21 protein-coding genes and 1 tRNA gene are annotated in these 22,884 nt (G+C 72.7%); 12 read left to right on the top strand and 10 right to left on the bottom strand.

The genetic code is table 11. The features are described 5' to 3' along the window. Nucleotides 1–213: 213 nt before the first annotated feature. From WMF29_RS43450 to rpe, 3 genes are all read right to left on the bottom strand, one after another. Nucleotides 214–300: transfer RNA gene (locus tag WMF29_RS43450), tRNA-Ser, on the bottom strand. Nucleotides 301–472: 172 nt separating this feature from the next. Next, nucleotides 473–2,065, bottom strand: coding sequence for a hypothetical protein (locus WMF29_RS43445; protein WP_437325923.1), 1,593 nt, complete (start codon nt 2,063–2,065; stop codon nt 473–475). Then, nucleotides 2,062–2,775 carry a ribulose-phosphate 3-epimerase gene (gene rpe, locus WMF29_RS43440; protein ID WP_437325922.1) on the bottom strand — a complete coding sequence of 238 codons (714 nt, stop codon included), beginning with the start codon at nt 2,773–2,775 and terminating at the stop codon, nt 2,062–2,064. The genes WMF29_RS43445 and rpe overlap by 4 nt, the downstream gene beginning before the upstream one ends. 176 nt (nt 2,776–2,951) lie before the next feature. Between rpe and WMF29_RS43435 the strand changes: the two genes are divergently transcribed. Together WMF29_RS43435 and WMF29_RS43430 are read left to right on the top strand one after the other, a co-directional pair. Next, nucleotides 2,952–3,386, top strand: a complete 435-nt coding sequence (locus tag WMF29_RS43435; protein ID WP_012240797.1) for a GNAT family N-acetyltransferase — start codon at nt 2,952–2,954, stop codon at nt 3,384–3,386. Nucleotides 3,387–3,570: 184 nt separating this feature from the next. Then, nucleotides 3,571–4,074 carry a cyclic nucleotide-binding domain-containing protein gene (locus tag WMF29_RS43430; protein WP_437325921.1) on the top strand — a complete coding sequence of 168 codons (504 nt, stop codon included), beginning with the start codon at nt 3,571–3,573 and terminating at the stop codon, nt 4,072–4,074. Nucleotides 4,075–4,768: 694 nt separating this feature from the next. On the opposite strand, the gene WMF29_RS43425 is transcribed toward WMF29_RS43430, so the two are convergent. Next, nucleotides 4,769–5,167 carry a hypothetical protein gene (locus WMF29_RS43425; protein ID WP_437325920.1) on the bottom strand — a complete coding sequence of 133 codons (399 nt, stop codon included), beginning with the start codon at nt 5,165–5,167 and terminating at the stop codon, nt 4,769–4,771. Between the two features lie 216 nt (nt 5,168–5,383). Here WMF29_RS43425 and WMF29_RS43420 point away from each other — a divergent pair, with 216 nt between their 5' ends. Genes WMF29_RS43420 through WMF29_RS43410 form a run of 3 tightly spaced genes read left to right on the top strand, consistent with a single transcriptional unit; the run spans nt 5,384 to nt 8,036 of the window. Next, entirely contained in the window at nt 5,384–6,082 is a 699-nt protein-coding gene (locus tag WMF29_RS43420; RefSeq protein WP_437325919.1) for a YggS family pyridoxal phosphate-dependent enzyme, read from the top strand. Continuing rightward, the gene (locus WMF29_RS43415) at nt 6,079–6,651 is read left to right on the top strand and encodes a redoxin domain-containing protein (protein WP_437325918.1); all 573 of its coding nucleotides are present in this window, start codon (nt 6,079–6,081) and stop codon (nt 6,649–6,651) included. The genes WMF29_RS43420 and WMF29_RS43415 overlap by 4 nt, the downstream gene beginning before the upstream one ends. Next, nucleotides 6,648–8,036 (top strand): replication-associated recombination protein A, encoded by a 1,389-nt coding sequence (locus WMF29_RS43410; RefSeq protein ID WP_437325917.1) that lies wholly within the window; start codon nt 6,648–6,650, stop codon nt 8,034–8,036. Before WMF29_RS43415 ends, WMF29_RS43410 begins: the two co-directional genes overlap by 4 nt. A 29-nt stretch (nt 8,037–8,065) precedes the next feature. Here the strand turns inward: WMF29_RS43410 and WMF29_RS43405 are convergent, their stop codons facing one another. Continuing rightward, on the bottom strand, nt 8,066–8,398 hold the full coding sequence (locus WMF29_RS43405) for a tetratricopeptide repeat protein (protein WP_437325916.1): 333 nt from the start codon (nt 8,396–8,398) through the stop codon (nt 8,066–8,068). Further along, a complete protein-coding gene (gene hpt / locus WMF29_RS43400) occupies nt 8,395–8,916 on the bottom strand; it encodes a hypoxanthine phosphoribosyltransferase (RefSeq protein ID WP_437325915.1) in 522 nt (173 codons plus the stop codon). The genes WMF29_RS43405 and hpt overlap by 4 nt, the downstream gene beginning before the upstream one ends. A 162-nt stretch (nt 8,917–9,078) precedes the next feature. Here hpt and WMF29_RS43395 point away from each other — a divergent pair, with 162 nt between their 5' ends. Continuing rightward, nucleotides 9,079–9,525: an acyl-CoA thioesterase gene (locus WMF29_RS43395; RefSeq protein WP_437325914.1), complete on the top strand. Its 447-nt coding sequence runs from the start codon at nt 9,079–9,081 to the stop codon at nt 9,523–9,525. Between the two features lie 21 nt (nt 9,526–9,546). On the opposite strand, the gene WMF29_RS43390 is transcribed toward WMF29_RS43395, so the two are convergent. Further along, complete coding sequence (locus tag WMF29_RS43390; protein WP_437325913.1) at nt 9,547–10,845, bottom strand: hypothetical protein; 1,299 nt, start codon at nt 10,843–10,845, stop codon at nt 9,547–9,549. Then, nucleotides 10,842–11,597 carry an HAD family hydrolase gene (locus tag WMF29_RS43385; RefSeq protein WP_437325912.1) on the bottom strand — a complete coding sequence of 252 codons (756 nt, stop codon included), beginning with the start codon at nt 11,595–11,597 and terminating at the stop codon, nt 10,842–10,844. The genes WMF29_RS43390 and WMF29_RS43385 overlap by 4 nt, the downstream gene beginning before the upstream one ends. A 217-nt stretch (nt 11,598–11,814) precedes the next feature. On the opposite strand from WMF29_RS43385, the gene WMF29_RS43380 reads away from it, so the two are divergent. Next, nucleotides 11,815–12,207 carry a hypothetical protein gene (locus WMF29_RS43380; RefSeq protein WP_437325911.1) on the top strand — a complete coding sequence of 131 codons (393 nt, stop codon included), beginning with the start codon at nt 11,815–11,817 and terminating at the stop codon, nt 12,205–12,207. Between the two features lie 30 nt (nt 12,208–12,237). On the opposite strand, the gene WMF29_RS43375 is transcribed toward WMF29_RS43380, so the two are convergent. Both WMF29_RS43375 and WMF29_RS43370 read right to left on the bottom strand, forming a co-directional pair. After that, nucleotides 12,238–15,213: a carboxypeptidase regulatory-like domain-containing protein gene (locus WMF29_RS43375; protein WP_437325910.1), complete on the bottom strand. Its 2,976-nt coding sequence runs from the start codon at nt 15,211–15,213 to the stop codon at nt 12,238–12,240. Between the two features lie 100 nt (nt 15,214–15,313). After that, nucleotides 15,314–16,576 carry a LeuA family protein gene (locus WMF29_RS43370; RefSeq protein WP_437325909.1) on the bottom strand — a complete coding sequence of 421 codons (1,263 nt, stop codon included), beginning with the start codon at nt 16,574–16,576 and terminating at the stop codon, nt 15,314–15,316. 193 nt (nt 16,577–16,769) lie between these two features. Between WMF29_RS43370 and WMF29_RS43365 the strand changes: the two genes are divergently transcribed. From WMF29_RS43365 to WMF29_RS43345, 5 genes are read left to right on the top strand one after another with little or no spacing between them, the layout of a single operon-like run. Further along, nucleotides 16,770–19,064, top strand: coding sequence for a heme lyase CcmF/NrfE family subunit (locus WMF29_RS43365; protein WP_437325908.1), 2,295 nt, complete (start codon nt 16,770–16,772; stop codon nt 19,062–19,064). Next, nucleotides 19,061–19,633 (top strand): cytochrome c-type biogenesis protein, encoded by a 573-nt coding sequence (locus WMF29_RS43360; RefSeq protein ID WP_437325907.1) that lies wholly within the window; start codon nt 19,061–19,063, stop codon nt 19,631–19,633. The genes WMF29_RS43365 and WMF29_RS43360 overlap by 4 nt, the downstream gene beginning before the upstream one ends. Further along, the gene (locus WMF29_RS43355; protein WP_437325906.1) at nt 19,630–20,502 is read left to right on the top strand and encodes a hypothetical protein; all 873 of its coding nucleotides are present in this window, start codon (nt 19,630–19,632) and stop codon (nt 20,500–20,502) included. The genes WMF29_RS43360 and WMF29_RS43355 overlap by 4 nt, the downstream gene beginning before the upstream one ends. Next, nucleotides 20,499–21,953, top strand: a complete 1,455-nt coding sequence (locus WMF29_RS43350; protein WP_437325905.1) for a carboxypeptidase-like regulatory domain-containing protein — start codon at nt 20,499–20,501, stop codon at nt 21,951–21,953. Before WMF29_RS43355 ends, WMF29_RS43350 begins: the two co-directional genes overlap by 4 nt. Before the next feature lie 30 nt (nt 21,954–21,983). Beyond that, nucleotides 21,984–22,859, top strand: a complete 876-nt coding sequence (locus WMF29_RS43345) for a formylglycine-generating enzyme family protein (RefSeq protein ID WP_437325904.1) — start codon at nt 21,984–21,986, stop codon at nt 22,857–22,859. The last annotated feature ends 25 nt before the right edge of the window (nt 22,860–22,884 follow it).

Genomic DNA, 22,884 nt, shown 5'->3' with positions numbered 1-22,884 from the left:
GAACCGACGGGCAGGAGCATTGCCTACGTTCCGCCGTCGAGCTCGCGGAGGTCCGGTCGGAGCACCTCGGGCACCGGTACCGTCCCTGAACCGGTGCGTGACGAGCCGCCGCGCCAAAAGGTTGCCAAATCTCGGGGTCCCTCGTGTCCTCGGCTGTCCGCTCTCGACCTCGCGAAGACCTCGCCAAGTACCAATAAGCCTTCAAGAATTCAGCGGAGGAGAAGGGATTCGAACCCCTGGTTGAGTTGCCCCAACGGCGGTTTTCAAAACCGCTGCCTTCGACCGCTCGGCCACTCCTCCAAACATCCAGAACGACTCGTTTTTCTGCCTCTTCTACCGCCCCCTGTCAACGCCGCCCTGAGACCCGCCCCCTACCCTGCCCTGCTCCGGGCAGCGCCTGAGCTCTCCAGCCCCGGCCCCGACCCTTCCGCCCACACCGGCATCTCCCACCGCCCCCACCGCCCTCCGCCCCTTACTTCTCCCTCCCCGCCGCTGTACCCGCCCTCGCCGTCCCCGCTGCCTGCCCCCCCACCCCGCCCTTCATCACCTCCGCCAGCCACTTCCCCGCCCCCGCGCACGTCCCCGCCGCGCTGACCTCCCCTCCCCCGCTTCCCCCGCGCCTCGCGTACGGCCCTGCCACGATCGCCACGTCGCTCCCTCGCGCCGTCCACGCGATCGGCCCGAGCTCCGGCCGCCTCCTGCACGCCTTCCCGAAGCGCCGCTCGATCACCTTCCCCGCCTCGGCCGCGTCGCCCGCGCTGTCGAACCGCAGCCGCCACGCGAGCGCGAACTCCTTCCGCGACGGGTCTTCCGGGTCGTCCCGCCGCACCACCGCGAACCGATCCCCGCCCCACCCCGCCGCCGCGCCGATCGCCGCGTCGCGGTGAGCATACGCCGCGAACGCGATGCGCAGCGCCTGCTCGCCCATCACGTCGTCGAAGACGACGCGGAACCCCGGGCCGAGCGCCGCGGCCGTCGGGACCGCCACCGCGACGGCGGGCTCCCGCGCGGCGAGCTTCTCGGGGTGGAGCAGCTGCTCGGTGGTCTCCGGCAGCGCGCGCCAGACCGCATCCACCGAAGCCCACCCGCCGTCCCGGCGCAGCGCCTGCACGAACGCGAAGCCGTCGGTGTACGGGGCGCCCAGCGACTCCTGCAGCACGAGCGGCGTGTCGCCCACGGACGACAGCGCCGTCGACATCGCCACGAGCTTCCGGAGCATCGACTCGTCGACCTGGAACGCCGAGCCGACCAGCACGTCGAACATCGCGCTCATCGCCTCGCCCTCGACGAGCGCGTGTGTGGCCGCCAGGCGATCGCTGTCGCCGAGCTTGAAGTCGAGCAGCCTCCCCAGCGAGAAGCTCTGGTCCTGGAGCGCATGGACGAGCTCGTGCGCCAGCGTCTCCTCGGCCTCGGCCTCCGTGAGATCGTCGACGAGGTACATCGTCGCGTCCTCCGGCTCGTAGAAGCCCGCGATGCGGCCCTCGAGCAGGCGGTACATCCCGGCGGTGAAGTCGTAATCGGCCGGGATGAGCTCGAGCGCCGCGAGCACCTCGCGCTGGTGATCGAGCACGCCCTCGGGGATCTCTCGCTCCACGTGCGCGCGGACCCGCTCCAGGATCTGCCCGCGGGCGAGCACGCGGCTCCGCACATCGCGGCGCACCGGCAGGCCGCGCGCCTTCGCCACGCGCGCGAGCACGCGCGCGATCTCGCCGTCGGTCAGGCGAGCCGCGTCCTCGTCGAGCCCGCCCTCGTCGACCGGACTTGCGCCCCCAACCGGCCCAGGCGCGGCTGACGCCGCAGGAAGCGCCGCAACCGAGGCCTGCGCTCGCGGCGCCGCCGCAGGCGCGGCGGCCGGCGCGCACCCGGCGAGCACAGCCACCCCGACCAACCCGACCAGCCCACCCGTCCCCACCGGCGCCGCCGCAAGCCCCGCCGCCGCCACGAGCGCCGCGCCGCACCAGCGGCCGCGCTTCGACGTCGCGCATGCCGCGCATGTCGCGCGCGCCGCCCCCATCGCGCAGCGCCCCTGGCCCGCCGCGGCAGCGTCCTCGACGCGCCGGGTCACGACGGCTCCCCGGCGGGCGCGCGGAGCGTGCGGATCGCCTCGGCATAACGCGCGACGCGCGCGTCGAACGGCAGATCCTCTCCCGGCGCCACAGCGCCGAACACCGCCGAGCCCGCGACGAGCGCCCGTGCCCCTGCGGCGATGACCTGCCCGGCGGTCGACGGGGCGACGCCGCCGTCGACCTCGAGCGCGATGTCCAGGCCTGCCTGGTCGATCGTCTGGCGCAGGCTCCGCAGCTTCGTGAGCGCCTCCGGGATGAACCGCTGGCCGCCGAACCCGGGGTTGACGCTCATCACCAGCACCAGACCGATATCCGCCATCACGTGCCGGATCGACTCCTCCGGCGTGTGGGGGTTCAACACGACGCCCGGGCTCGCGCCTGCGTCCCTGATCTGCTGGAGCGTCCGGTGCAGGTGAGGCGACGCCTCGACGTGGACCGAGATGCGATTGGCGCCGGCGGCCGCGAATTCCGCGACGTAGCGCTCGGGCTCGACGATCATCAGGTGGACATCGAGGGGAAGACGCGTCGCGGCGCGGACCGCGCGAACCACGAGCGGCCCGATCGTGATGTTTGGCACAAACCGGCCATCCATCACGTCGACGTGGATCCAGTCGGCGCCGGCGGCCTCAGCGGCCCGTACTTCCTCGGCGAGACGACCGAAGTCAGCCGACAGGATCGACGGAGCGACGATGATTTTCTCGTGACGCACAGGGTAGCGCTAGCAGGCGTGACGCGCGGCGGCTAGCCGAGCATCCCACGAGCGCGCTTACGGGGAGGCCGGCGCGGCTGCTAGGCTGCGCAGGGTCTTCGCGAGGCGTTCGTGTCGTGTGCGCGGACGCTGCGGATCGAGGGCAGGGGATCCGAACCGTTCGAGTGAGGTGATGCATGGAGACACGGCCGCTGACGAAGCCCGACTACGACCGGATCGTGGGCGAGATCGATCGGTGGTGGGCAGGCCCAACCAGCGCGCTCGCGCACCCGATCTTCTTCTACGAGCTCGGCAGGCTCGCGCGCGTGGTCGAGGATCGCGGGCTGCTCGTCGGCTTCCTGCTCGGGTTCAGGTGCCCGGACGCGGCGGTCGGGTACGTGCACCTCGTCGGCATTCACCCGGACTATCGCCGCCGCGGCGTCGGCAGGATGCTCTACGCGGCGTTCGAGGAGGACTGCCGCCGCGAGGGCTGCCGGCAGCTCAAGGCGATCACGACGCTGGGCAACGAGGGCTCCGTGCGCTTCCACGCCGCGGTCGGCTGGTCGGCGGCCGAGGTCGAGGACTACGCCGGGCCTGGGCGTCCGCGGATCGTGTTCACCAAGGACCTCTAGTGCGGCCTCTGGTGCAGATCGCGCGGAGCACGCTCGTGTTGCGGCGTACGCTCTCGACGGGGTACATCTCCTCGGAACCGCGAGGTGGAGCGATGCGAGAAGGCGGGCATGTTCGCGACGTGGTGGTAGGCGTTGTCGGGTCAGCCGGCAGGACGGTCGCCGCGGGCGCCCTCGGTGCATCCAGGTGAGCCATCCCCCTGCGCTGATCACGCAGCTGCGCGAGATCGGGCTGTTCGGAGGCCTGGGCGACCACGTCCTCCAGGGCCTCGCCGACACGCTGGAGCTGCTCGATCTGGAGCCGGGCGCCGTCGCCTTTCGCGAGGGCGACAGCGGCCGCGAGATGTTCGTGCTGCTCTCGGGGGAGATGGAAGTGCTCAAGCGGTCGAAGCGCGACGTCGAGGCGCGCGTCGCGATCCTCGGGCCGAACGACTGGTTCGGCGAGATGTCGATCCTCGACGTGATGCCCCGCTCGGCGACCGTCCGGGCGATCGCACCGTCGCGCTTGCTGCGTGTCACCGCGCACGATCTCGACACGCTCTACCGGCGCGATCTCAAATCGTACACGCTGCTGGTGCTGAACATCGCGCGCGAGATGTCGCGCCGCCTTCGCGTGGCGGACAGCCTGCTCGCCGAGCTGGTAGCGAACATGCTCGACGAGTACGCGCGGCCACGGCGGCCGGGGATCTGAGCCGGCGCCGCCGCGTCAGACGACGTCGAGCGCTCTGCCGGCGGGCGCCGGGCCCATCCTTCGCCTCATCCGCCGTCTGGACCGATCGCTCCACCGGCGCCGGCTTCGCCACCCGCGCCCCCCGCGCCGCCAGCACCACCGCTGCCGGCCTCGCCACCGGCGCCGGCTTCGCCGCCTGCGTCGCCCGCACCACCGTCGTTGGTTTTGCCACCCGCGCCGCCCGCACCGCCGCTGCCGGTTGGGCTGGTCGGTTCGCCCCCAGTGCTGGTTGAGCCGGTGCTAGCACCGGACCCGGTGCTCGCACTGGACCCGGTCGGACCGGCGCCGCTCGAACCGGCCGCGTCTGGCAGCAAGCCGCCGCCGCCCGCGCCTTCCTCTTGTCCTGGATCACCGGCGGCGACGCTCCCTCCTGCGCCGGTCGCGCCGAGGTCGTCGCAATCGCACCCGATGCCCCCCTCAGCGGGAGGCTCCGGTTGTGGATTGAAGACACAGCCCGCGAGGACGACCCCGAACACAAGGACGACAAGCTGGCGCATAAGCTCCCTCCTCATAGCACCCTGCGCATCTCCCTGCCCGCTTGCGCGGCGCTCTCGTCCGCGGGAACGCTGCTGCGTCGAGCGCGATCCGTCGGCTGCTTCTCGCTCGCTTTTACCGCCGGGTCGACGCCGCCGTCACACCCGGGCCGCGTGCTCGTTCAGCCGCATTCCACCGCTCCAGCGCCTCCAGCGCCCCCCACACCGCAGGGCTCGCCGCCCGCGCCGCCCTGACCGCCCGCGCCGCCCTGACCGCCCGCGCCGCCCTGACCGCCCGCGCCGCCCTGACCGCCCGCGCCGCCCTCGCCCGCTCCAGCACCGCCCTGAGCGCCCGCGCCGCCCGCTGCGCCCCCATCGCCACCGCCCGCGGCTTCCCCGCTGCCAGTGCTGGTCCCTGCCGCCGTGTTGCCGGCGCCCGTGCCACCCGAACCTGAGCTGCCGACCGCCGCGCCGGTCGTCGACGATGCCGTCGTAGAGGGATCCTGGAACGGCGGTTCAGGCTGCGGGTTGAACGAGCATCCAACCGCGAGGAGCAGGGTGAGGAACAGCAGGCTTCGCATGGCGGGTGCGCCGAGTATGGCAATCAGCATGCCACGTGAAAATAGCCGAAAAGCACCTCGATCGCTTCGCTGTCGACGCGGTGCTCAGGCACACTCTGGCACGCCGCTCGGGCGGAGGGATCCGACACTTCCCTCCGCGCCACGACCTGCGCGGACCCGTCCGCTGCAGGGCGTCCCCCCTGGTGTCCACGGCGGCAGCTCGCGGTATCGTGCGGCGTGATTTCGGAAGACCTGGGGAACGTCGCGTCGCGGCTCGAAGAGGTGCGGCGCCGGATCGCGAGCGCCGTCGCGCGGGCGGGGCGCGGGCCAGAGGAGGTCCGGCTCATCGCCGTGTCCAAGGGGAAGTCCGCCGAGGCCATCCGCGCCGCCTACGCCGCCGGGCAGCGCGATTTCGGCGAGAACTACGCGCAGGAGCTCGTCGAAAAGGCCGAGGCGCTCGCCGATCTCGACGGGCTCGTGTGGCACGCCATCGGCCAGCTCCAGAGGAACAAAGCGAAGCTCGTCGCGCGCGCGGCGCACGTCGTGCAGTCGGTCGACCGGGAGGAGCTCGCCGTGGAGCTCGATCGGCGCGCGGCCGCGCTCAATCGCACCCTCGACGTCCTGCTCGAGGTGAACGTCGGCGGCGAAGCCTCGAAGGGCGGCTGCGCCCCCGGCGATTTCGCGCCGCTCCTCGGCGCGATCGCCAGGTGCGCCCACCTCCGGCCGATCGGCCTCATGACCATCGCGCCGTTCCTCGAGGACCCGAACGACGTCCGGCCGTTCTTCGCGCAGCTGCGCGCCCTGCGCGACGCGCACGGCGGCCGCGCCGTGCTGCCCGAGCTCTCGATGGGCATGTCGCACGATTTCGAGGCAGCCATCGCGGAAGGCGCGACGTGGGTCCGCGTCGGCACCGCCATCTTCGGGGCCCGCGGATGACGGCGAGGTCCGCCGCGTCGCGCCTCGGCTCGGCCATCCCCGCCGGCGGCGCCACGCTGGCCACGTGCGCGCTGCTCGCGCTCGGGTGCGGGCCGGGCGCGATGCCCGCGTCGGTGCGCCACCCGCTCGTCGGCAGCGCCGCGCCGGAGTTCCACGCAGAGTCCACGGCGGCGCTCACCGTCGGCGTGCCCGGCACGCGGAGGACGCGGGTCACCGTGATCGACTTCTGGGCGTCCTGGTGCGCGTCGTGCAGCCGGACCATGCCGGCGCTCGACCGGCTCTGGCGCGAGCGCAAGGCGGACGGGGTGGCCGTGATCGGCGTGAACGTCGACGACTCGGAGGCCGCCGCGGAGGCCGCCGCCTACGAGCTCGGCGCGACGTTTCCCATCGTCGCAGACCTCGATCAGCGGCTCACCGGGACCTACGGCGTCGCGCAGGTCCCCCTCACGTTCGTGGTCGACGCCGCGGGCACCGTGCGCTGGGTCGGCCACGATCCGGCGAGCGCGCGCCGCGCCGTCGAGGTCCTCCTCTCGGAGCGCCCCGCGGGGGCGCGGTCGGTCTTCGAATGAGCGCGACCCGGGGCGGCGGCGGCGCGCGACGGCGGCCCGCGGGCGACGAGCCGACGCTCTTCGACGCCGCCCGGCAGCGGGAGCCCGAGCTCAGGGGCACGGTGCCCCTCGCCGAGCGCATGCGCCCGCGCTCGCTCGAGGACATGATCGGCCAGGGCCACCTCCTCGGCGAGGGCAAGCTGCTCGCGCGCGCGATCGCGGCCGACCGGATCCCCTCCATGATCCTGTGGGGCCCTCCGGGCGCCGGAAAGACCACGCTGGCGCGCGTCGTCGCGCACACGACGAACGCCCGCTTCGTCCCCTTCAACGCCGTGCTGGGCGGCGTGCCGGAGCTCCGCGAGATCCTCGCCCAGGCGCGCACCGCGCGGTCTTACGAGGGCAAGCGGACGATCCTGTTCGTCGACGAGATCCACCGCTTCAACAAGGCCCAGCAGGACGCCTTCCTCCCGCACGTCGAGGACGGGACGATCACGCTCATCGGGGCGACCACCGAGAACCCCTCGTTCGCGGTCAACGCGCCGCTGCTCTCCCGTTGCAAGGTCTTCCGGCTCCAGGGCCTCGGCGCGTCAGAGCTCGTCGAGCTCCTGCGCCGCGCCCTCGAGTCGCCCGCCGGGCTCGCCGGCGCGATCGCCGCCGACGACGACGCGCTCTCGGCGATCGCGGCGCTCGCGCAGGGCGACGCGCGCAGGGCGCTCACCACGCTGGAGATCGCCGCGGACGAGGCGGCGCGCGCGGGCGCCACCACGATCACGCGCGAGCTCATCGCCGGCACGAGCGAGCACAAGACGCTGCTCTACGACAAGGCCGGCGAGGAGCACTACAACGTCATCAGCGCCTTCATCAAGTCGATGCGCGGCTCCGATCCCGACGCCGCCATCTACTGGCTGATGCGCATGATCGAGGCCGGCGACGACCCGCTCTTCCTGCTGCGCCGGATGATGATCTTCGCCTCCGAGGACATCGGCAACGCCGACCCGCGCGCGCTGGAGATCGCCGTCGCCGCCGACGCCGCGTTCCGTCGCATGGGGATGCCGGAGGGGCTCTACCCGCTCACGCAGGCGGCGCTCTACCTCGCCACGGCCCCGAAATCGAACGCCTGCAAGACCGCCTGGCAGTCGGCGCAGGCCGCCGTGCGCGAGCACGGCGCGCTCCCGGTCCCGCTCACGCTGCGCAACGCGGTCACGCGGCTGATGCGCGACGAGGGCTACGGCGAGGGATACCGCTACGCGCACGACGAGCCGGGCGGCGTCGCGCTGGGCGAGGCCTACCTCCCCGAGCCGCTCGCGGGCAGCCGGTTCTACGAGCCGACCGACCGCGGCTACGAGCGGACCATCGGCGAGCGCCTCCGCCGGATCCGGGGCGAGGGGGAGGGCGAGGGCGGCTGAGGCGCGGCGCCGGCCCAGCCGTCAGGGCGTCACGCGTCGTCGTCGTCGCCGCCGCCCGCGCCGGCGAGCGCCTGCTGGAGCTCGCTCAGCGCGTGCTGATCTCCCTTGCTGCGCGCGACCCCGATGCCGTCGGCCAGCCACGCGCGCCCCTCGTCGAGGCGGCCCGCCTTCACCAGCGTCGTCCCGCACATGAGGTACATCGGCACGTACGCCGGATCCAGCGCCCGGAGCGCGACGAACGTGGCGAGCGCGTCGTCGTGGCGGCCCTGCCCCGCGTACTCCAGCGCGAGCGCGTACCAGTGGAATGGATCCTTCGACCCGTCGCGGGTCATCTTCTCGAGCATCAGCAGCCGCTTGCTCACGTCGCCTCCACAACCCCGATGAACGGCAGGTTCCGATAGCGCTCGGCCCAGTCGAGCCCGTAGCCGACCACGAATTTGTCCTCGATCGTGAAGCCCAGGTAGTCGATCGGCACCTCGACCCGCGCGCGCGCCGGCTTGTGCAGGAGCGCGCAGACCTTGACGCTGTTCGGCATCCTCGTGCGGAAGAGCTGGAGCAAGTGCGAGATCGTGAGGCCCGTATCCACGATGTCCTCGATCAGGAGGATGTCTTCACCCTCGATCGGGCGGGTGAGGTCCTGCGTGATCTGCACGACGCCGGTCGAGGCCGTGCCCTCGCCGTAGCTGCGCACGCCGAGGAACTCGATGCGCACCGGGAGGTCGATGTGGCGCGCGATGTCGGCGGTGAACACGTAGCTCCCCTTGAGCACGGAGACGAGCACGAGCCGGCGCTCCGCGTAGTCCCGGGTGATCTGCGCTCCGAGGTCGCGCACGCGAGCGCCGATCTGTTCGGCGGACAGGAGCGTCCGGACATTCGCCATGCTGCCCGCTAACATCGCGGCGCCCGCGCCACCAGCGCCGAGGCGGGCTCTCTGTCGCCGCGCGCTCGCCGCGCGCCGCGATCCCATGTCCTGCGGAGGATGTCGCGCGGTCGCTCTGCTGCTGCCCGGGTCGAAACTGGGTTAGTCTCTGCGCCGCCCGCGATGCCGCTCCCTTCTCTGCCCGACGCGCCCCCGCACCTCACCTCGCGCACGCCCCTGGCCGTCCGCTTCTGCGAGACGGATCTCATGGGCATCGTCCACCACGCGAACTACGTCATCTACCTGGAGGCCGGCCGCATCGACTGGCTGAAGCGCCGCGGCCTCTCCTATGAGGAGATGGTGCGGCGCGACCTTCACCTCGCCGTCGCGGAGCTGCGGATCAAGTACCGCCAGGCCGCGCGGTTCGGCGACGAGCTCGTGGTCGAGACGACCTGCCGCGAGGTCCAGCGGGTCACCGCGCGCTTCAGCTACCGGATCCTCCGGGGCGAGGACGTGATCTGCGACGGCGACATCCTCCTCGCGTGCCTGGGCTCGAACCTGACGCTGACGCGGATCCCGGACGACATCGTCCAGCTCCTGGCGAGCCCCGAGACGGCGGCCGATCGCTAGGGCAGGGGACGCCGCCCCGCTTCAGCCGCCGTCCGCCGCCTCGGCCCCGCTGCGCACGATGCGCGCCGGCATCTCGACCGTCTGCGGCGGCTCGATGCGCTCGCCGAGGAACGTGCGCCACTGGACGACGTAGCGCCCGCGCAGGGGCCCGATCACGTAGCGCTCGCTCGTCGGGGGCACGGCGACCGCGGGGATGCCGTCGACGAGCAGGTAGAGCAGCGCGTCGGTCTGGTTGACCGCGACGAACCCTTCGCCGGGCGCGCCCGGGTCGACGCTCGCGGGCAGCTGGAGCGGCTCTTCTCGGATGGCCGCGAGCTCGTCGCGCGTCAGGAAGACGCCGCCCTGCGCCGACGGGAGCCCGGCGGCGGCGTACGCGGCGCTCGGGGGCGGCATGAGCATGTCGGTCGAGATCAGGTCCGTTCGCCGGGCGATCGACGTGACCTCGAACGCGACGCCGCCGCCGCCTTGCCAGGCATAACTCGCGTAGAGCGGCACCTCGCCGGCCACGCACTCGGGCGACTTCGGATCCACGCCGAGGATCTCCAGCAGCGCTCGGCAGAGCAGCGGCCCCCCGTCGCCGGCCTCGGGGACCCTGCCGAGCTCGACGTACAGCGCGCCGAGGCTCCCGTGCACCTCGACCTTGCGGACGTCGAGATCGAGCCGCTTGCCGTCGCCGACGGGGCGCGCCGAGCCCGTCGACAGCGGCGTCACGTCGACGCGCCGCTCGCCGAGGAGCGTGCGGAGCGCCCCCGGCGGCACGACCCGGTACTGGGTCAGGGACGGCCAGAGCAGCACCTCGCCGTACACGTCATGGCGCGCGCGGAGCTCGGAGCCCGCGGGCAGCGGGAGCGCCCGCGACGTGAACTGGACCCGCATCCGGCCCGTCTCCGCGAGCTCGACCTTCCACGTCAGCTCGGTGAGCTTCTGCGCCGCGTGGATCCCGGAGGACGCCACCTCGGGCGCCTTGGGAGGCTGAGGCACGTCGCGGAAGCGAAAGGCCGCCTCGAGCGTGACGCCGGGGAGCTCGCGGGGCGAGAGCGCGTCGTCCGGCAGGGGGGTTGCGGGCGAGAGCGGCAGCGGCGACTGAGGGCTCGCCTCGGACATGATGAGCTTGCCGTAGTCGTCGGCGATGATCTTCGCTGTCGCCTCGGCGGCGGAGGCGTCGAGCAGGTCCGGCGTCTCGTTCGCGAGCGGCGCGGGGAGGATCCTCGCGTTCGGGCTCGCGCCGGCCTCCACGGGATCGACGGGCGGGTGGCGCGACGGCTCGCACCCGGCGGCGGCGAGCAGCAGGAAGGCCGCGGCGGCGCGCCCGGCGATCACGGCTCCAGCTCGAACGTGTGGATGACGCGCACGCGCGCGTCGAGCGGCGGCGGGTCGGGCGCGCACTGCGTGTCCAGGAAGACCGCGGTGCAGCGGGGATGGGAGCCCAGGAGCAGGTTGCAGTTGGCCGCCTCGTTGTCGAACACCGCGATGACCTGCCCGAGCCGCGAGAGCTGCGGCGCGACGCTCCGCTTGAACTCGGTGTCGGGCATCTCGAACCTCGGCTTCACGACGAGCTCCGTGCCGATGACCCCGATGGGGAAGCCGAGATCGCGCAGGCTCGCGAACGAGCCGAGCGCCATGTTCGGCAGGTCGCGGCCGGTGAGGTACACGAGGGTCGCCCCCGCCGCGTGGCAGTCGCGCGCGTACTGGCTCGCGCCCGGCACCTCGACGTCGTGCCGGATGTGCGGATCGTTGAAGAAGCGGGCCCGCCAGAAATCGAACGCGTGCAGGTGGAGCGCCTCGTCGTCGATGCCGAGCCGCCGCAGGTTGTCCTGGAACCCGTACACGATGCCGTCGGGCGACGCCCGCTCGAGGAGGCCGGCGGCGTGCGGGTGCTTGCGGCGCCACTCCTCCGCCAGCTCGTGGAGGATCGCGACCACCCGCGGCCGGTTGTCCATGAGGGTGCCGTCCAGATCGAAGACGATCACGGGAGGCCCCTCCGACCGATCGGCCGCGCGCTCGACGATGGATCTCAGGAGCCGCGTCCGGTCGAGAGGGACGAGGCGCTTCTCGTGAAACAGCGTGCTCAAGGTCGTCGCGCCGCGGAAACGCGCGTCTTCCGCGCGGCTCCTCAGGGCGGAACCCTAGCGCGAACTCGCCCTCCCCAGAAGCGGCGGCGCCCACCCCCTCGCCAAGCCCTGCGACCCTGCGTAAGTGTGCAGAAATATCCTACATTGTTGGCCTATCCATTCCGCTCTTCGTAGGATTTTCCAAATCAGGACCCCTCGAGGCTCCGAAGGAAGGCCCATGCAGAACCGCATCAAGACCGCTCTGGCCCTGGCGATGGCGACGACCGCCGTGGTGGGCTGCTCGAAGACCCCTCGCGATCGTCTGCAGGGGCGCTGGTATGGCGATGCCATCGAGAACGCCCCTGTGGATCAGCTCACCAAGGCGACCGGATGGGTGAAGGGAACGGCGCTCGAGTTCAACGGCAGCAAGGTGACGGTGACCGTGCCCGCGGAGACCCCGCGCAGCGGCACCTTCAAGGTGACGAAGGCGGACGGCGATCAGGTGACCGTCGCGTTCCTCCGCCCCGAGGGCGGGCTCGACGAGGCGGCGTTCCGCTTCACCGCGGATCAGACGCTGCGCTGGGAGATCGGCGACGGCCGCACCATCGTGCTGACGAAGGCGAAGAACTGAGCTCGGCCGGCGCCGCGGGCGCCCGGCCGGCTATCGCCGCACCCGCTCCCTCCGCACCCGCGTGAGCCACCGCGCCTCGCCGCGATCGCCGTCCCGCGCGAGCAGCACCACGACATCCTCCGATAGCGGCCCGGTGAGGCGCCGCCGCGCTTCCTCGATGGAGCGCACGTCGACGCCGTTCACGGACAGGAGCCGATCGCCGGGCTCGATGCCGGCTTCCTCGGCCTCGCTCCCCGGGGGCACCGAGACCACGGTCACGGTCCTCCGCTCCTCGCCGAGCGTCACCGCCAGGCTCCCTGCGCCCTTCGGGTCTTGCCGCGCGCCGTCTCCCGGCAGCGCGATCCTCACGCGCTCGGTCGTCCTGCCGGCGCGGACCTGCACCGGCTGCGACTCGGCGCGCCCGAGATCCGCGCTGTACGCCTCGATGACCGCCGTGCCCTCGGGCAGCCCGCCGAGCTGGAACCGCCCGTCGCGGTCGGTGGTCACGACGCCCGGCGGCAGCGGGCCGAGCGGCAGGTACGTCGGCACGCGGTCGCGCGCCACGCGGGCCCCCGCCACCGCGTCGCCGCGCTGATCGACGACCTGGCCGGCGACCTCTCCCGCCTCGGACAGGTCGATGCGCCCGAGGTCCGTCGGGCGATCGGGATCGCCGGCGATCGTGACCCGCAGCGTCGCCGGCGCGTACCCGTCGCGGCTCACCGTCACGCGGAACTGGCCCGGCGCGAGGTCGGCGAGCGTGAAGGCGCCCTCCGCGTCGCTCGTGGCGCGGCGCGGCCCGGTCGTCGAGAACAGCGTGACCCGCGCGCCCTCGAGCCGCTCCCGCCCGCCGCGCCCGGTCACCGTGCCGGTCGCCTTGAGGGCGGCGCCCATCTCGAGCCGCAGCTCCTTCGGCGCGGCGTCGACCTGCTCGACGCGCGGGGACTTGCCGGAGCGCACAAGGCTGATTCGGAGCGGCAAGCCGGCGGCGTCGGGCAGCAGCGCGTCGCCGTCGTCGTCCGTGAACAGCGTCTTGCGGAGCGGAACGGCCACGTCGAGCGAGAGCACGCGCACCTCCGCGCGATCGAGCGGGTAGCCGCGATCGTCGGTGACGTGGATGGCCACCGCCTCGCGCACCTTCGGGAGGACGACCTCGATCTCCTTGCGGTCGCGCTCCGGGACCTCGACGACGAGCCGCGCCACGACGTCGCCCGGCGACTCGGCCCGGGAGACGGAGACGAGCACCTCGTCGGGGACCGCGGCGAAGGCGAACGTGCCGTCGTCCGCGGAGTACGTCACCCGCTCGAGCGAGCCGGCGGTCGCGGCCAGCTCCACGCGCGCGCCGGCGACCGGCTTGCGGTCCTCCTCGAGGACGCGGCCCTCGAGCAGGCCGCCCTGGCGCATCACCACGCGCACGTGGGCCTCGCCGCCCGGCTGCAGCGTCACGATCTCGCTGGGCGTCTCGACGTACTCCGGGTGTCGGACGATGGCGTGGACGCGCCCGGGGGTGACGGGCTCGGCCCGGAACGTGCCGTCGGCGCGCGTGACCCACGGCTCGCCCGACCGCACCGAGGCGGCCGGCAGGACCGCATCGCCATGCGGCAGGTCCGGGATGGGGCCCGGCATGACCCCGAGCTCGCCCGCGGGGATCAGCGGCGCCGGGCCGGGCAGGGCGCGCTCGAACTGCTCTTCCCTGAACTCGGACATCGCGGTGGTCTCGTCGATGGGCATCCCCTCGGCGTCGGCGCCCACGACCTCGATCGTCGCGCCCGGGACCGGGTAGCCGCGGTCGTCGACGACCTCGCCCACGAGCGCGCCGCCGCGGAGCAGGGGGATGCGGACCTCGGTGGCGCCTGCGTCGACCTGCACGGCGTTCCTCGGCACGAAGCCGGCCGCCAGGGCCGAGGCGCTCGCGTATCCGGGCGCGATGGGCCCGAGCGTCACGGACCCGTCGTCGCCCGTGCGGCCGTGCAGCGGGAACGCCGACAGGCCCTGCTCGACGAGCACGACGTTGGCGCCCTTCACGGCCGGCGCGCCCTCGCCGTCGCCGTCGGTCACGAGGAGCCGCACGTGGCGGCCGGGCCCGAGCACGAGCTTCACCTCCTTGCCCTCGCCGCGCCTCACGGGCACGGCCAGCGCTGTCGCGCTGACGGCAGCGCCGCGCCGGGCCTTGAGGTCGTACACCCCGTCGCGGAGCCCGGCGATCCTCGCGGCGCCCGTCGCGTCGGTCGTCGTGCTGCGCGCTGGCCACAGCCCGGTGCCGGCGGCGAGCACGGTCGCGCCCTCGGCCGGCTGCCCCTCTGCATCCACCACGCGGACCGTGAGGGCGCCGAGCCGCTCCATGCGGAGCCTGAGCGGCGCCGGCCCGGGCACGATGCCCGTCCGCACGGTGTCCTCGAAGCCGAGCGCCGACGCGCGGACGACGTAGGGCGCCGCCCCGAGCCGATCGAACCGCGCGCGGCCGCCCTCGGCGGTGGTCGCCACGAAGGGGAGGGGATCGGCGGTCGCGACCGTCACCTCGGCGCCGTCGATCGGGCGCTCGGCCTCGTCGACGACCAGCACGTCCAGCACCTTCGCGGGCCGCAGCACGAGGTCGACGGCGCGGGGGCCTGGCTCGAGCGCGACGCGGGTCGAGGCCCGGGCCCGCTCCGCGCCGTACGCCATGATCCAGGCCTCCCCGGACGGCAGCCCGGCGAAGCGAGCCTCGCCCGAGGGATCGGTCTTCTGCTCGCCGGCGAAATAGGCGCGGTCATCGCGCATCGCGAAGACGCGCACGGTGGCGTCCTTCAGCGGGCGCCCCTGCTCGTCGCGCACGGCGGCGGTGAGCTCTGCCGCGCGCCCTTCCACCCACGCGGGCACCGGCGGCGCCGGGATCGGCGCCCCCGGCAGGAACCGCGGCCCCAGATCGCGCAGCGTGGTCGCGGCGAAGAAGCAGACCAGCGCGGCGAGCGCGGCCAGGACGGTATCGAGTCGCGACCGGCGATCGGCCCGGTCGGCTTCCGCTGCGGGTTGCTTGTCCTGCTCGGCCACGGCCTGGATTTCTACTCCGGATCCGTGAAAACGCCGAACGTCCAGGCGCCGTTCCCGCCGCCGTCGCCTGATCGCGCGACGCCGCGCCGACGTCCCGGGATCAGGCCTGGCGGCCGCGGTGCAGCTCGATCACGGCCTGGATCTCCTCCTCGGACAGGATGTGATCCGTGGCCTTGGCCTTCGCCAGGATGGCGTCGACGAGCTCCTTCGAGGGCTCGATCTTCCGCTGCCGGAGCCAGTAGTTCACGTTGGAGGCCCCGGACATGTAGCCCACGCAGATCTCCTGCTTTCGCCCGAACATGCCGGCGGGGACGCCGGAGTAGATCCGGTCGGCCATCCAGGCGTCGCCCTTCGACTCCGCCTTGATGATGGCCGCCGCGTGCACGCCGGTCGCCGTGCGGAAGGCGTCCCGTCCGACCAGGGGATAATTGATGGGCACCTCCCAGCCGACCGCCTGCGCGGCCGTCGTGCAGTACTCGAGGAGGTGGGTGAGGTCCTGGTGCTCGAGGAGGCCGAGGAGCTTCATGTTGAGCAGGATGAGCTCCATCGCGGCGTTGCCGACCCGTTCGCCGATCCCGAGGGCGGTGCCGTGCACCCGGTCCGCGCCGAACTGGAGCGCCCAGATCGCGTTCTCGAGCGCGAGGCCGCGATCGTTGTGGCCGTGCCAGTCGATGCCGACCGACGCCCCGGCCCCCGCGACGATGGCCCGCGTGAAGTTGATGAGGTTGCGAACCCCGTCCGGCGTCGCGTGCCCGACGGTATCGCACAGGCATAGCCGGGTCGCGCCGTGATCGATGGCGACCTTGAAGAGCGTCGCCAGCACCTCGGGGCGCGAGCGCGTCGTGTCTTCCGTGACGTAGGCGACGGGGAGCCCAGCCTTCACGCCCGCGTCGATCGCCGCGGCGCTCCGCTGCGCGATGAGGTCGACGTCCCACGCCTCCGCGAGCTGGCGGATCGGGCTCGATCCGATGAAGGCGTAGATCTCCACAGGGATCCCTGCGCGCTGGGAGATCTCGATCATGGGCGTGATGTCCGAGACGACCGTGCGGCCTGCGCAGGCGACGCGGAGCGGCAGGTTGTTGTCGGCGACCTCCCTGCACATCCGGAGCACGTCCTCGAACGCCCGCTGCGAGCTGCCGGGCAGGCCGACATCGGCGATCTGGATGCCGATCTTGGCCATCAGGTGGAGCAGCTTGAGCTTGCGCTCGATGTTCGGGTCGGCGACCGATGGATTCTGCAGGCCGTCGCGCAGGGTCTCGTCGAAGAAGCCGATGTTCTCCGGAATGACCCGCCCGACGCGCCCCACCTCGTTCCAGTCGTAGATCAGCTCGGTCGGGCGGGTACCGGAGGCAGCGATCGCCATGCACTATTATAGTGCGCCGCGCTCGACGCCGGGCCTGAAACGAAGCTCTTCCGGGGCTCTCGACATGACGCACGGCGCAGGTGAAGACGCAAACGTCTTCGACCGCGCACCACGCACCACGCACCACCCACCACGCATCGCTGCGGTGCGCTGGCCCTGCGCGCCTGGCAAGCCTAAGCTTGCGGCCACGACGATGTGGCAATCCCTACCTGAGTTCGGGACCGGCGTCCTTTACGCCATTCTGGTGACCGCGGCGTACACCTTCGCCGTCGGGCTCGCGTCGGCGCGCGGGCGGCCGCGGCTGCTCCAGGCGGCGCGGCTCGGCGCGTACGGCACGATCGCGCTGGTCGGCCTCGCTGTGCTCGTGCTGGCGTACGCCTTCGTCAGCCACGATTTCCGCATCGCCTACGTCGCGCAGTACAGCGACAGGTCCATGAGCACGCCGTACCTCATCGCGGCGCTCTGGGGCGGGCAGGACGGCTCGCTGCTCTGGTGGATGTTCCTGACCGCGCTCTTCTCGGGGACCTGCGTCATCTGGCTACAGCGCCGGTATCTGGAGCTCCAGCCCTACGTCATCGCGACGCTGATGAGCGTCCTCATCTTCTTCTCCGCGCTGATGATCTTCGCGGTGAACCCGTTCCGGACGAGCGTGGCGGGCGCCCCGCTCGACGGCAACGGGCTGAACTACCAGCTGCGCAACTTCTACATGATCATCCACCCGCCGAGCCTCTACATCGGCTTCACGAGCGCGGCGGTCCCGTTCGCGTTCGCCATCGCCGCGCTCGCCACGGGCCGGCTCGACAGCGAGTGGATCGTGGCGACGCGCAAGTGGATGCTCTTCTCCTGGCTGTTCCTCTCCATCGGCAACGTGCTCGGGATGCTGTGGGCCTACGAGGAGCTCGGCTGGGGCGGCCCGTGGGCCTGGGATCCGGTCGAGAACGCCGCGTTCCTCCCGTGGCTCACCGCGAGCGCTTACGTCCACTCGACGATGATCCAGGAGCGCCGCGGCATGCTGAAGGTGTGGAACGTCTCGCTCATCTGCGGGACGTTCTTCCTCACCATCTTCGGCACCTGGCTCACGCGGTCCGGCCTCATCGCGAGCGTCCACTCCTTCGCCCAGTCCGGCATCGGCATCTGGTTCGTCGGCTTCATGGCCGTGATCGTGGCCACGTGCACCGCGCTGATCGTCTACCGCCTGCCGCGGCTGCGCAGCGACGGGCAGTTCGAGTCGATGCTGTCGCGCGAGGCCGCGTTCCTCTTCAACAACTGGGGCCTCTTCAGCATCATGATCTTCATCGCGGTCGCGACGGTGTGGCCGCGCATCAGCGAGTGGCTGCTCGACCAGAAGTCGACGCTCGGCCCGACGTTCTACAACATGTGGCTGCCCCCGGTGGCGCTGGTGGTCTTCCTGCTCATGGGCGTCGCGCCGCTGCTCGGGTGGCGGAAGACGTCGCCGGAGCTCTTCCGGAAGAGCTTCCGCTGGCCGGTGCTGGTCACGGTCGTCACGGCGGCGCTCCACCTGGCGCTCGGGAAGCGGGTGGGCTTCGCCCCGTTCGTCGCCGTGGACCCGATCTACCCCGGCGAGCTCGGCGACGCGCTCGCGAAGCTCGCGTCGACCTACCCGTTCTTCACGGTGGCCATCGCCTCGTTCAACGTCGCCGTGGTCGTGCAGGAGTTCGCCCGCGGCATCGCGGCGCGGCAGAAGCGCGGGGGCGAGTCGCTCGTCGCCTCCTTCTACAACCTGATCGCGAGGTCGCGGCGCCGCTACGGCGGCTACATCGTGCACGTCGGCATCGCGGTGATGTTCCTCGGGTTCGCCGGCCGCGCGTGGGGCGTCGACAAGGAGATCAGCCTCCACCCGGGCGAGTCCGTGCAGATCGAGGAGTACCGCCTCACGTACGCCGGCCCGCGCATGGAGGTCGACAGCGAGAAGCGGATGGTCTTCGCCGACCTCGACGTCGAGCGCCACGGCGCGCCGGTCGGCCGGATCAGCCCGGCGAAGTTCATCTACAAGGCGTCCCCGGAGGCGCCGTCGACCGAGGTCGCGCGGCACATCACCGTCAAGAACGACCTCTACGTGATCATCGGGATGGCGAACCCCCAGACGAAGGTCGCTTCGTTCCAGATCCACGTGAACAACCTGATCTCGTTCATGTGGTTCGGCGCGGGCATCCTCATCCTGGGGGCGCTCGTCGCGATGTGGCCCGACATCGCGCTCGAGGAGGCCGGCGCGTTCGGCTATGTGCGGGCGGCGGGCTCCGTCACCGCGTCCGTCGTGTTCGCCTTCCTGCTCGCCGGCGGCCCGTCGCAGGCCTACGGGCACACCATCCAAGAGGGGCTCGGGCGGCCCGTCTTGCTCGCGCCGGGCGCGGCGGACGGCGACGTCCGCGCCCCAGGCTCCGGCGCGTCGGTTGATCCCGGGCGGGCGCCCGCGATCGGTGCCATGCTCCCGACCGCTGCCGAATCGAGGCAGCCGGCGTTCGAATGAGCCGCACACGAAGACTCATCCAAGGCATCACCCTCCTCGTCGCGGGCGCCCTCGCCCTCGTCGTCCTGCTTCGCTCGCCGGAGTTCGCCCACGGGCAGCAGCTCGGGGAGGGGATGGAGCGCACGGGCGTCGTCGGCATCGCGAACGACATCGAGCGCAAGCTCTTCTGGAGCCTGATCTGCACGTGCGGCTGCCCGCGCGAGACCCTCGGGACGTGCACGTGCGGCACCGCGCACGAGCGCCGCGACCAGCTCCGCGCGGCGCTCGCGTCGGGGCTGTCGATCGAGGCCATCCAGACCGCCTACGCCGAGCGCTACGGGGCGGAGGCGCTGGCCGTGCCGCCCAACAAGGGGAGCCAGCGGCTGCTCTACCTCCTCCCGCTCGGCGCCATCGTGGTCGGCGCGGGCATCGTCGTCGCGACGCTGCGCCGATGGAAGCGGCGGAGCGACGAGGCGGGCGCCGCCGGCCAGCAGCCATCCCCGAAGGGCGTTGTCCCCGGCGCCCGTGACGATTACGACGACAAGCTCGACGAGGAGCTCAAGAGCCTGGACCGCGAAGACCGCGAATGAGCGCCGAACAGCCCGCCAAAAGCGCCACCTCGGCCACGGCCGACGAGACCGTGACCAGGGGTACCGACTCGCCGCTGGAGCGGCAGATCATTCACTACGCCCGCTTCGGGGCGCCGCTCGTGGCGCTCGTCGGCGCCGGCATCGCGGGGCTCGTCGGCGGGCCGCCCGCGGCGATCCTCGTGCTCGCGGGCGGCGCGCTCGTCGCCGTCATCGCCATCTTCTGGGCGAGCCTCCGCGTGCTGATCGGGGAGACGCCGCTGAGCGGCGCCGACGCGTACGCGATCGGCGCGCCGCGCGCGGAGGAGGAGCAGAAGCAGGCCGTCCTGCGCGCGCTCAAGGACCTCGAGTTCGAGCGGAGCGTCGGGAAGATCAGCGATGAGGATTACGCCGAGCTCGTCGCGAAGTACCGCGCCGAGGCGAAGCGGCTCCTCCGCCTGCTGGACGCCGACGCGCAGCCGCGGCGCGAGCAGGTCGCGGCGCTCGTGGCGAGGCACCTCCGGCGCGCCGGGTTCCAGGACGACGGCGCGCCCGGGGAGCCGGACGAGGACGCCGGCGCGAGCGATCCGGAAGGCGCCGCCGCGGAGGCCAGGCCGGCGAAGCGGAGGCGCGCCAAGGCCAGGCCGCTGGAGAAGCCGGAGGGCGATCGGGAGCCGGCGGCGGACGGCGAGCGTGACGAGGCCGCGGCGACGGCGGAGCGCGCGGCGACGCAGGTGGCGTGCGGGGCGTGCGGCACGCTGAACGACGAAGACGCTGTGTTTTGCAAGAAGTGCGGGACGAAGCGCGCGCTCGGCGCGCCTCAGGACGACCCGGCCGCGACGGACGACGCCGCGGCCAGCGCCGATGAGAACGACCGCAGGAGGGCTTCGTGATGCGCTGGACCGGGTGTACGGCGCTCGCCGCGATCGCCTCGCTGAGCCTGACCGCCGCGCAGGCGGTGCAGGCGCAGCCGGCCGCGTCGGCGCAGCCCGCGGCGGACGCGGGCGCGCCCGACGCTGCGGGCGCCCTTCCGCCGGGGCATCCCGAGGTGGGGCAGGGGCTGCCTTCGGGCCATCCGCCGGTGGGGAAGCCTCCCGCGGCAGACGCGGCCTCCCGGCGCGCCTCGGAGCAGCTGACGGGCCTGTTCGATGCGCCCGACGACACCGTCCAGGAAGACACAGGCCTTCCGCCCGGCGTCCTCGTGCTCACCGTGCAGGACGCGGACGGGAACCCCGTCCCTCGCATCTCCGTCGATATCGACATCCTGCAGAGCTCGGTGGCGAGGGGCGACTCGCGCGAGCGCATGAGCCGAGAGACGGACGACGCGGGCACAGTCCGGCTCGAGAACCTCGCGATCGCCGGCGGCACGAGCTACGGCATCTCGATCACGCGCGACGGCGCGACGTTCTCGATCCCGCATTTCGGGCTCAGCGCCGAGGCCGGAAAGCGGGCCGTGCTCCACATCTACGACGCCACGCCGAACGTGAGCGGCCTGATGGTCGGGACGCAGGGCATCGTCTACCTCCAGCTCCGGCAAGACTCGATCGCGGTGGAGCAGCTGTTCCAGGTCTACAACCTCGGCCGCGTCGCCTGGCTGCCTGACGAGACGTTCGCGCTCCCGCGCGACTACAAGGCCTTCAACAAGAGCGAAGGCATGGGCGAGGAGATGCGCTTCGACGAGGTCAAGGGCACCGGCGTGGCGCTGCGCGGCACCGTGAGCCCTGGCCGGCACGAAGGGCAGTTCCGCTGGCAGGTCCCGCTCCATGACGAGGAGCGCCAGACGATCCGCATCGAGCTGCCGCCGCGCATCGCCCAGATGCGGGTGATGGCCGAGGCGTCCAAGTCGATGACGCTGAACGTCGCCGGTTTCCCCGCGGCCCAGCGTACCCAGAACCGGGACGGGAAGAAGATCCTGATCACCGAGATGCAGGGCACCCGCACGGACGGCGGGATGAAGGTCATCGAGATCACGCTCGGCGGTCTGCCGACGCCGGGCGTGGGCCGGTGGATCGCGCTGCTGCTGGCCGGCGCGACCGTGATCGGCGGGACCGCGTTCAACCTGGTCCGGCGGCGCGACCAGGACCGCGGGCCCGACGACGAGGAGCGGCGGGAGCTGCTCGAGGCGCGGAACGCGCTGCTCGACGAGTTCGTCGAGCTCGAGCGCGCGCGGAAGCGGGGCGACGTCGGTCCGAAGACGTACGATCGCGTCCGTGCGGCGCTCCTCGACGCGCTCGCGCGCATCGTGGCCATGATCGAGGCCAGGCCGGCGCGCGGGAAGGCCGCTGGCGCGCGCGAGCCGGCCGGCGCGCTCAAGGCCGACGCCGCCGGATCGCCGCGCTCCTGAGGGGTGCGGGCAGCACCGGACGCCGGGCGGATGCCGGGGTGGAAGGCCGGTCTCGCCGCGGTCGCGGCCCTCCTGATTGGCGCCGCCGTCGTCGCGCTCGCCTTCCGTCGCGCGGAGCCGCCGGCGCGCTGCGCGCCGGGGATGGTCGCGCTCGGCCCGAGGTGCTGCGGCGAAGGCCAGCGCCTCGATGATGCCGGCCGCTGCGCAGGCGCGCCGAGGCGCTGCAGCGCCGGCCTCACGGTGACCGCCGCCGGCTGCGTCGCGCCGAATGCAGCCGTCCGCATCGCCGCGGGGACGCTGCGCCTCGGGCCGAGCGACTGGGAGGCGCAGGGCATCGTCGACCCGCGCGCGGTGTTCGTCCCGGCGTTCTCGCTCGACGCGTTCGAGATCACCGAGCAGCGCTACGCGGCTTGCGTCGAGGCCGGCGCGTGCGCCCCGCTCCCGCTGCGCGGCGAGCCCGGGGTCCCCGTCACGGGCGTCACCCTGGCCGAGTCGGCTCGGTACTGCGCCTTCGCGGGCGGGGCGCTCCCCTCGCGTGATCAGCTCGCCTTTGCCGCGGCGGGCGACTCGGGCCGGCGGTACCCGTGGGGAGACACCGGCGCGGTCTGCCGGCGCGCCGCCTTTGGCTTGCGAGCGGGCCCCTGCGGCTGGGGCGCGACGGGCCCCGAGCTCGCCGGCTCGCGCCCCGACGGCGCCGCCGTGCTTCCGGGGGGGCGGGTGTTCGATCTGGCCGGCAATGTTGCCGAGTGGGCGGCCCCCGATGCGCTCGACGGCGAGTTCTCGGAAACTCACGGCGGATCATGGACGGATGGGGCCGCGGCCGCGCTTCGCACCTGGAATCGTCGGCTTGTCCCGGTATCCACCCGAGCCCCGGATCTCGGCTTCCGGTGTGTCTATCCACCGTAGCGCTCGCAAGGGCGTCCGGCTCGGC

The sequence above is a fragment of the Sorangium sp. So ce381 genome, from assembly GCF_051473845.1.
GTDB lineage: Bacteria > Myxococcota_A > Polyangia > Polyangiales > Polyangiaceae > Sorangium > Sorangium atrum.
The sequence above is the reverse complement of the archived record's forward strand: the minus strand, read 5'-3'. Positions and strand labels throughout refer to the sequence as shown.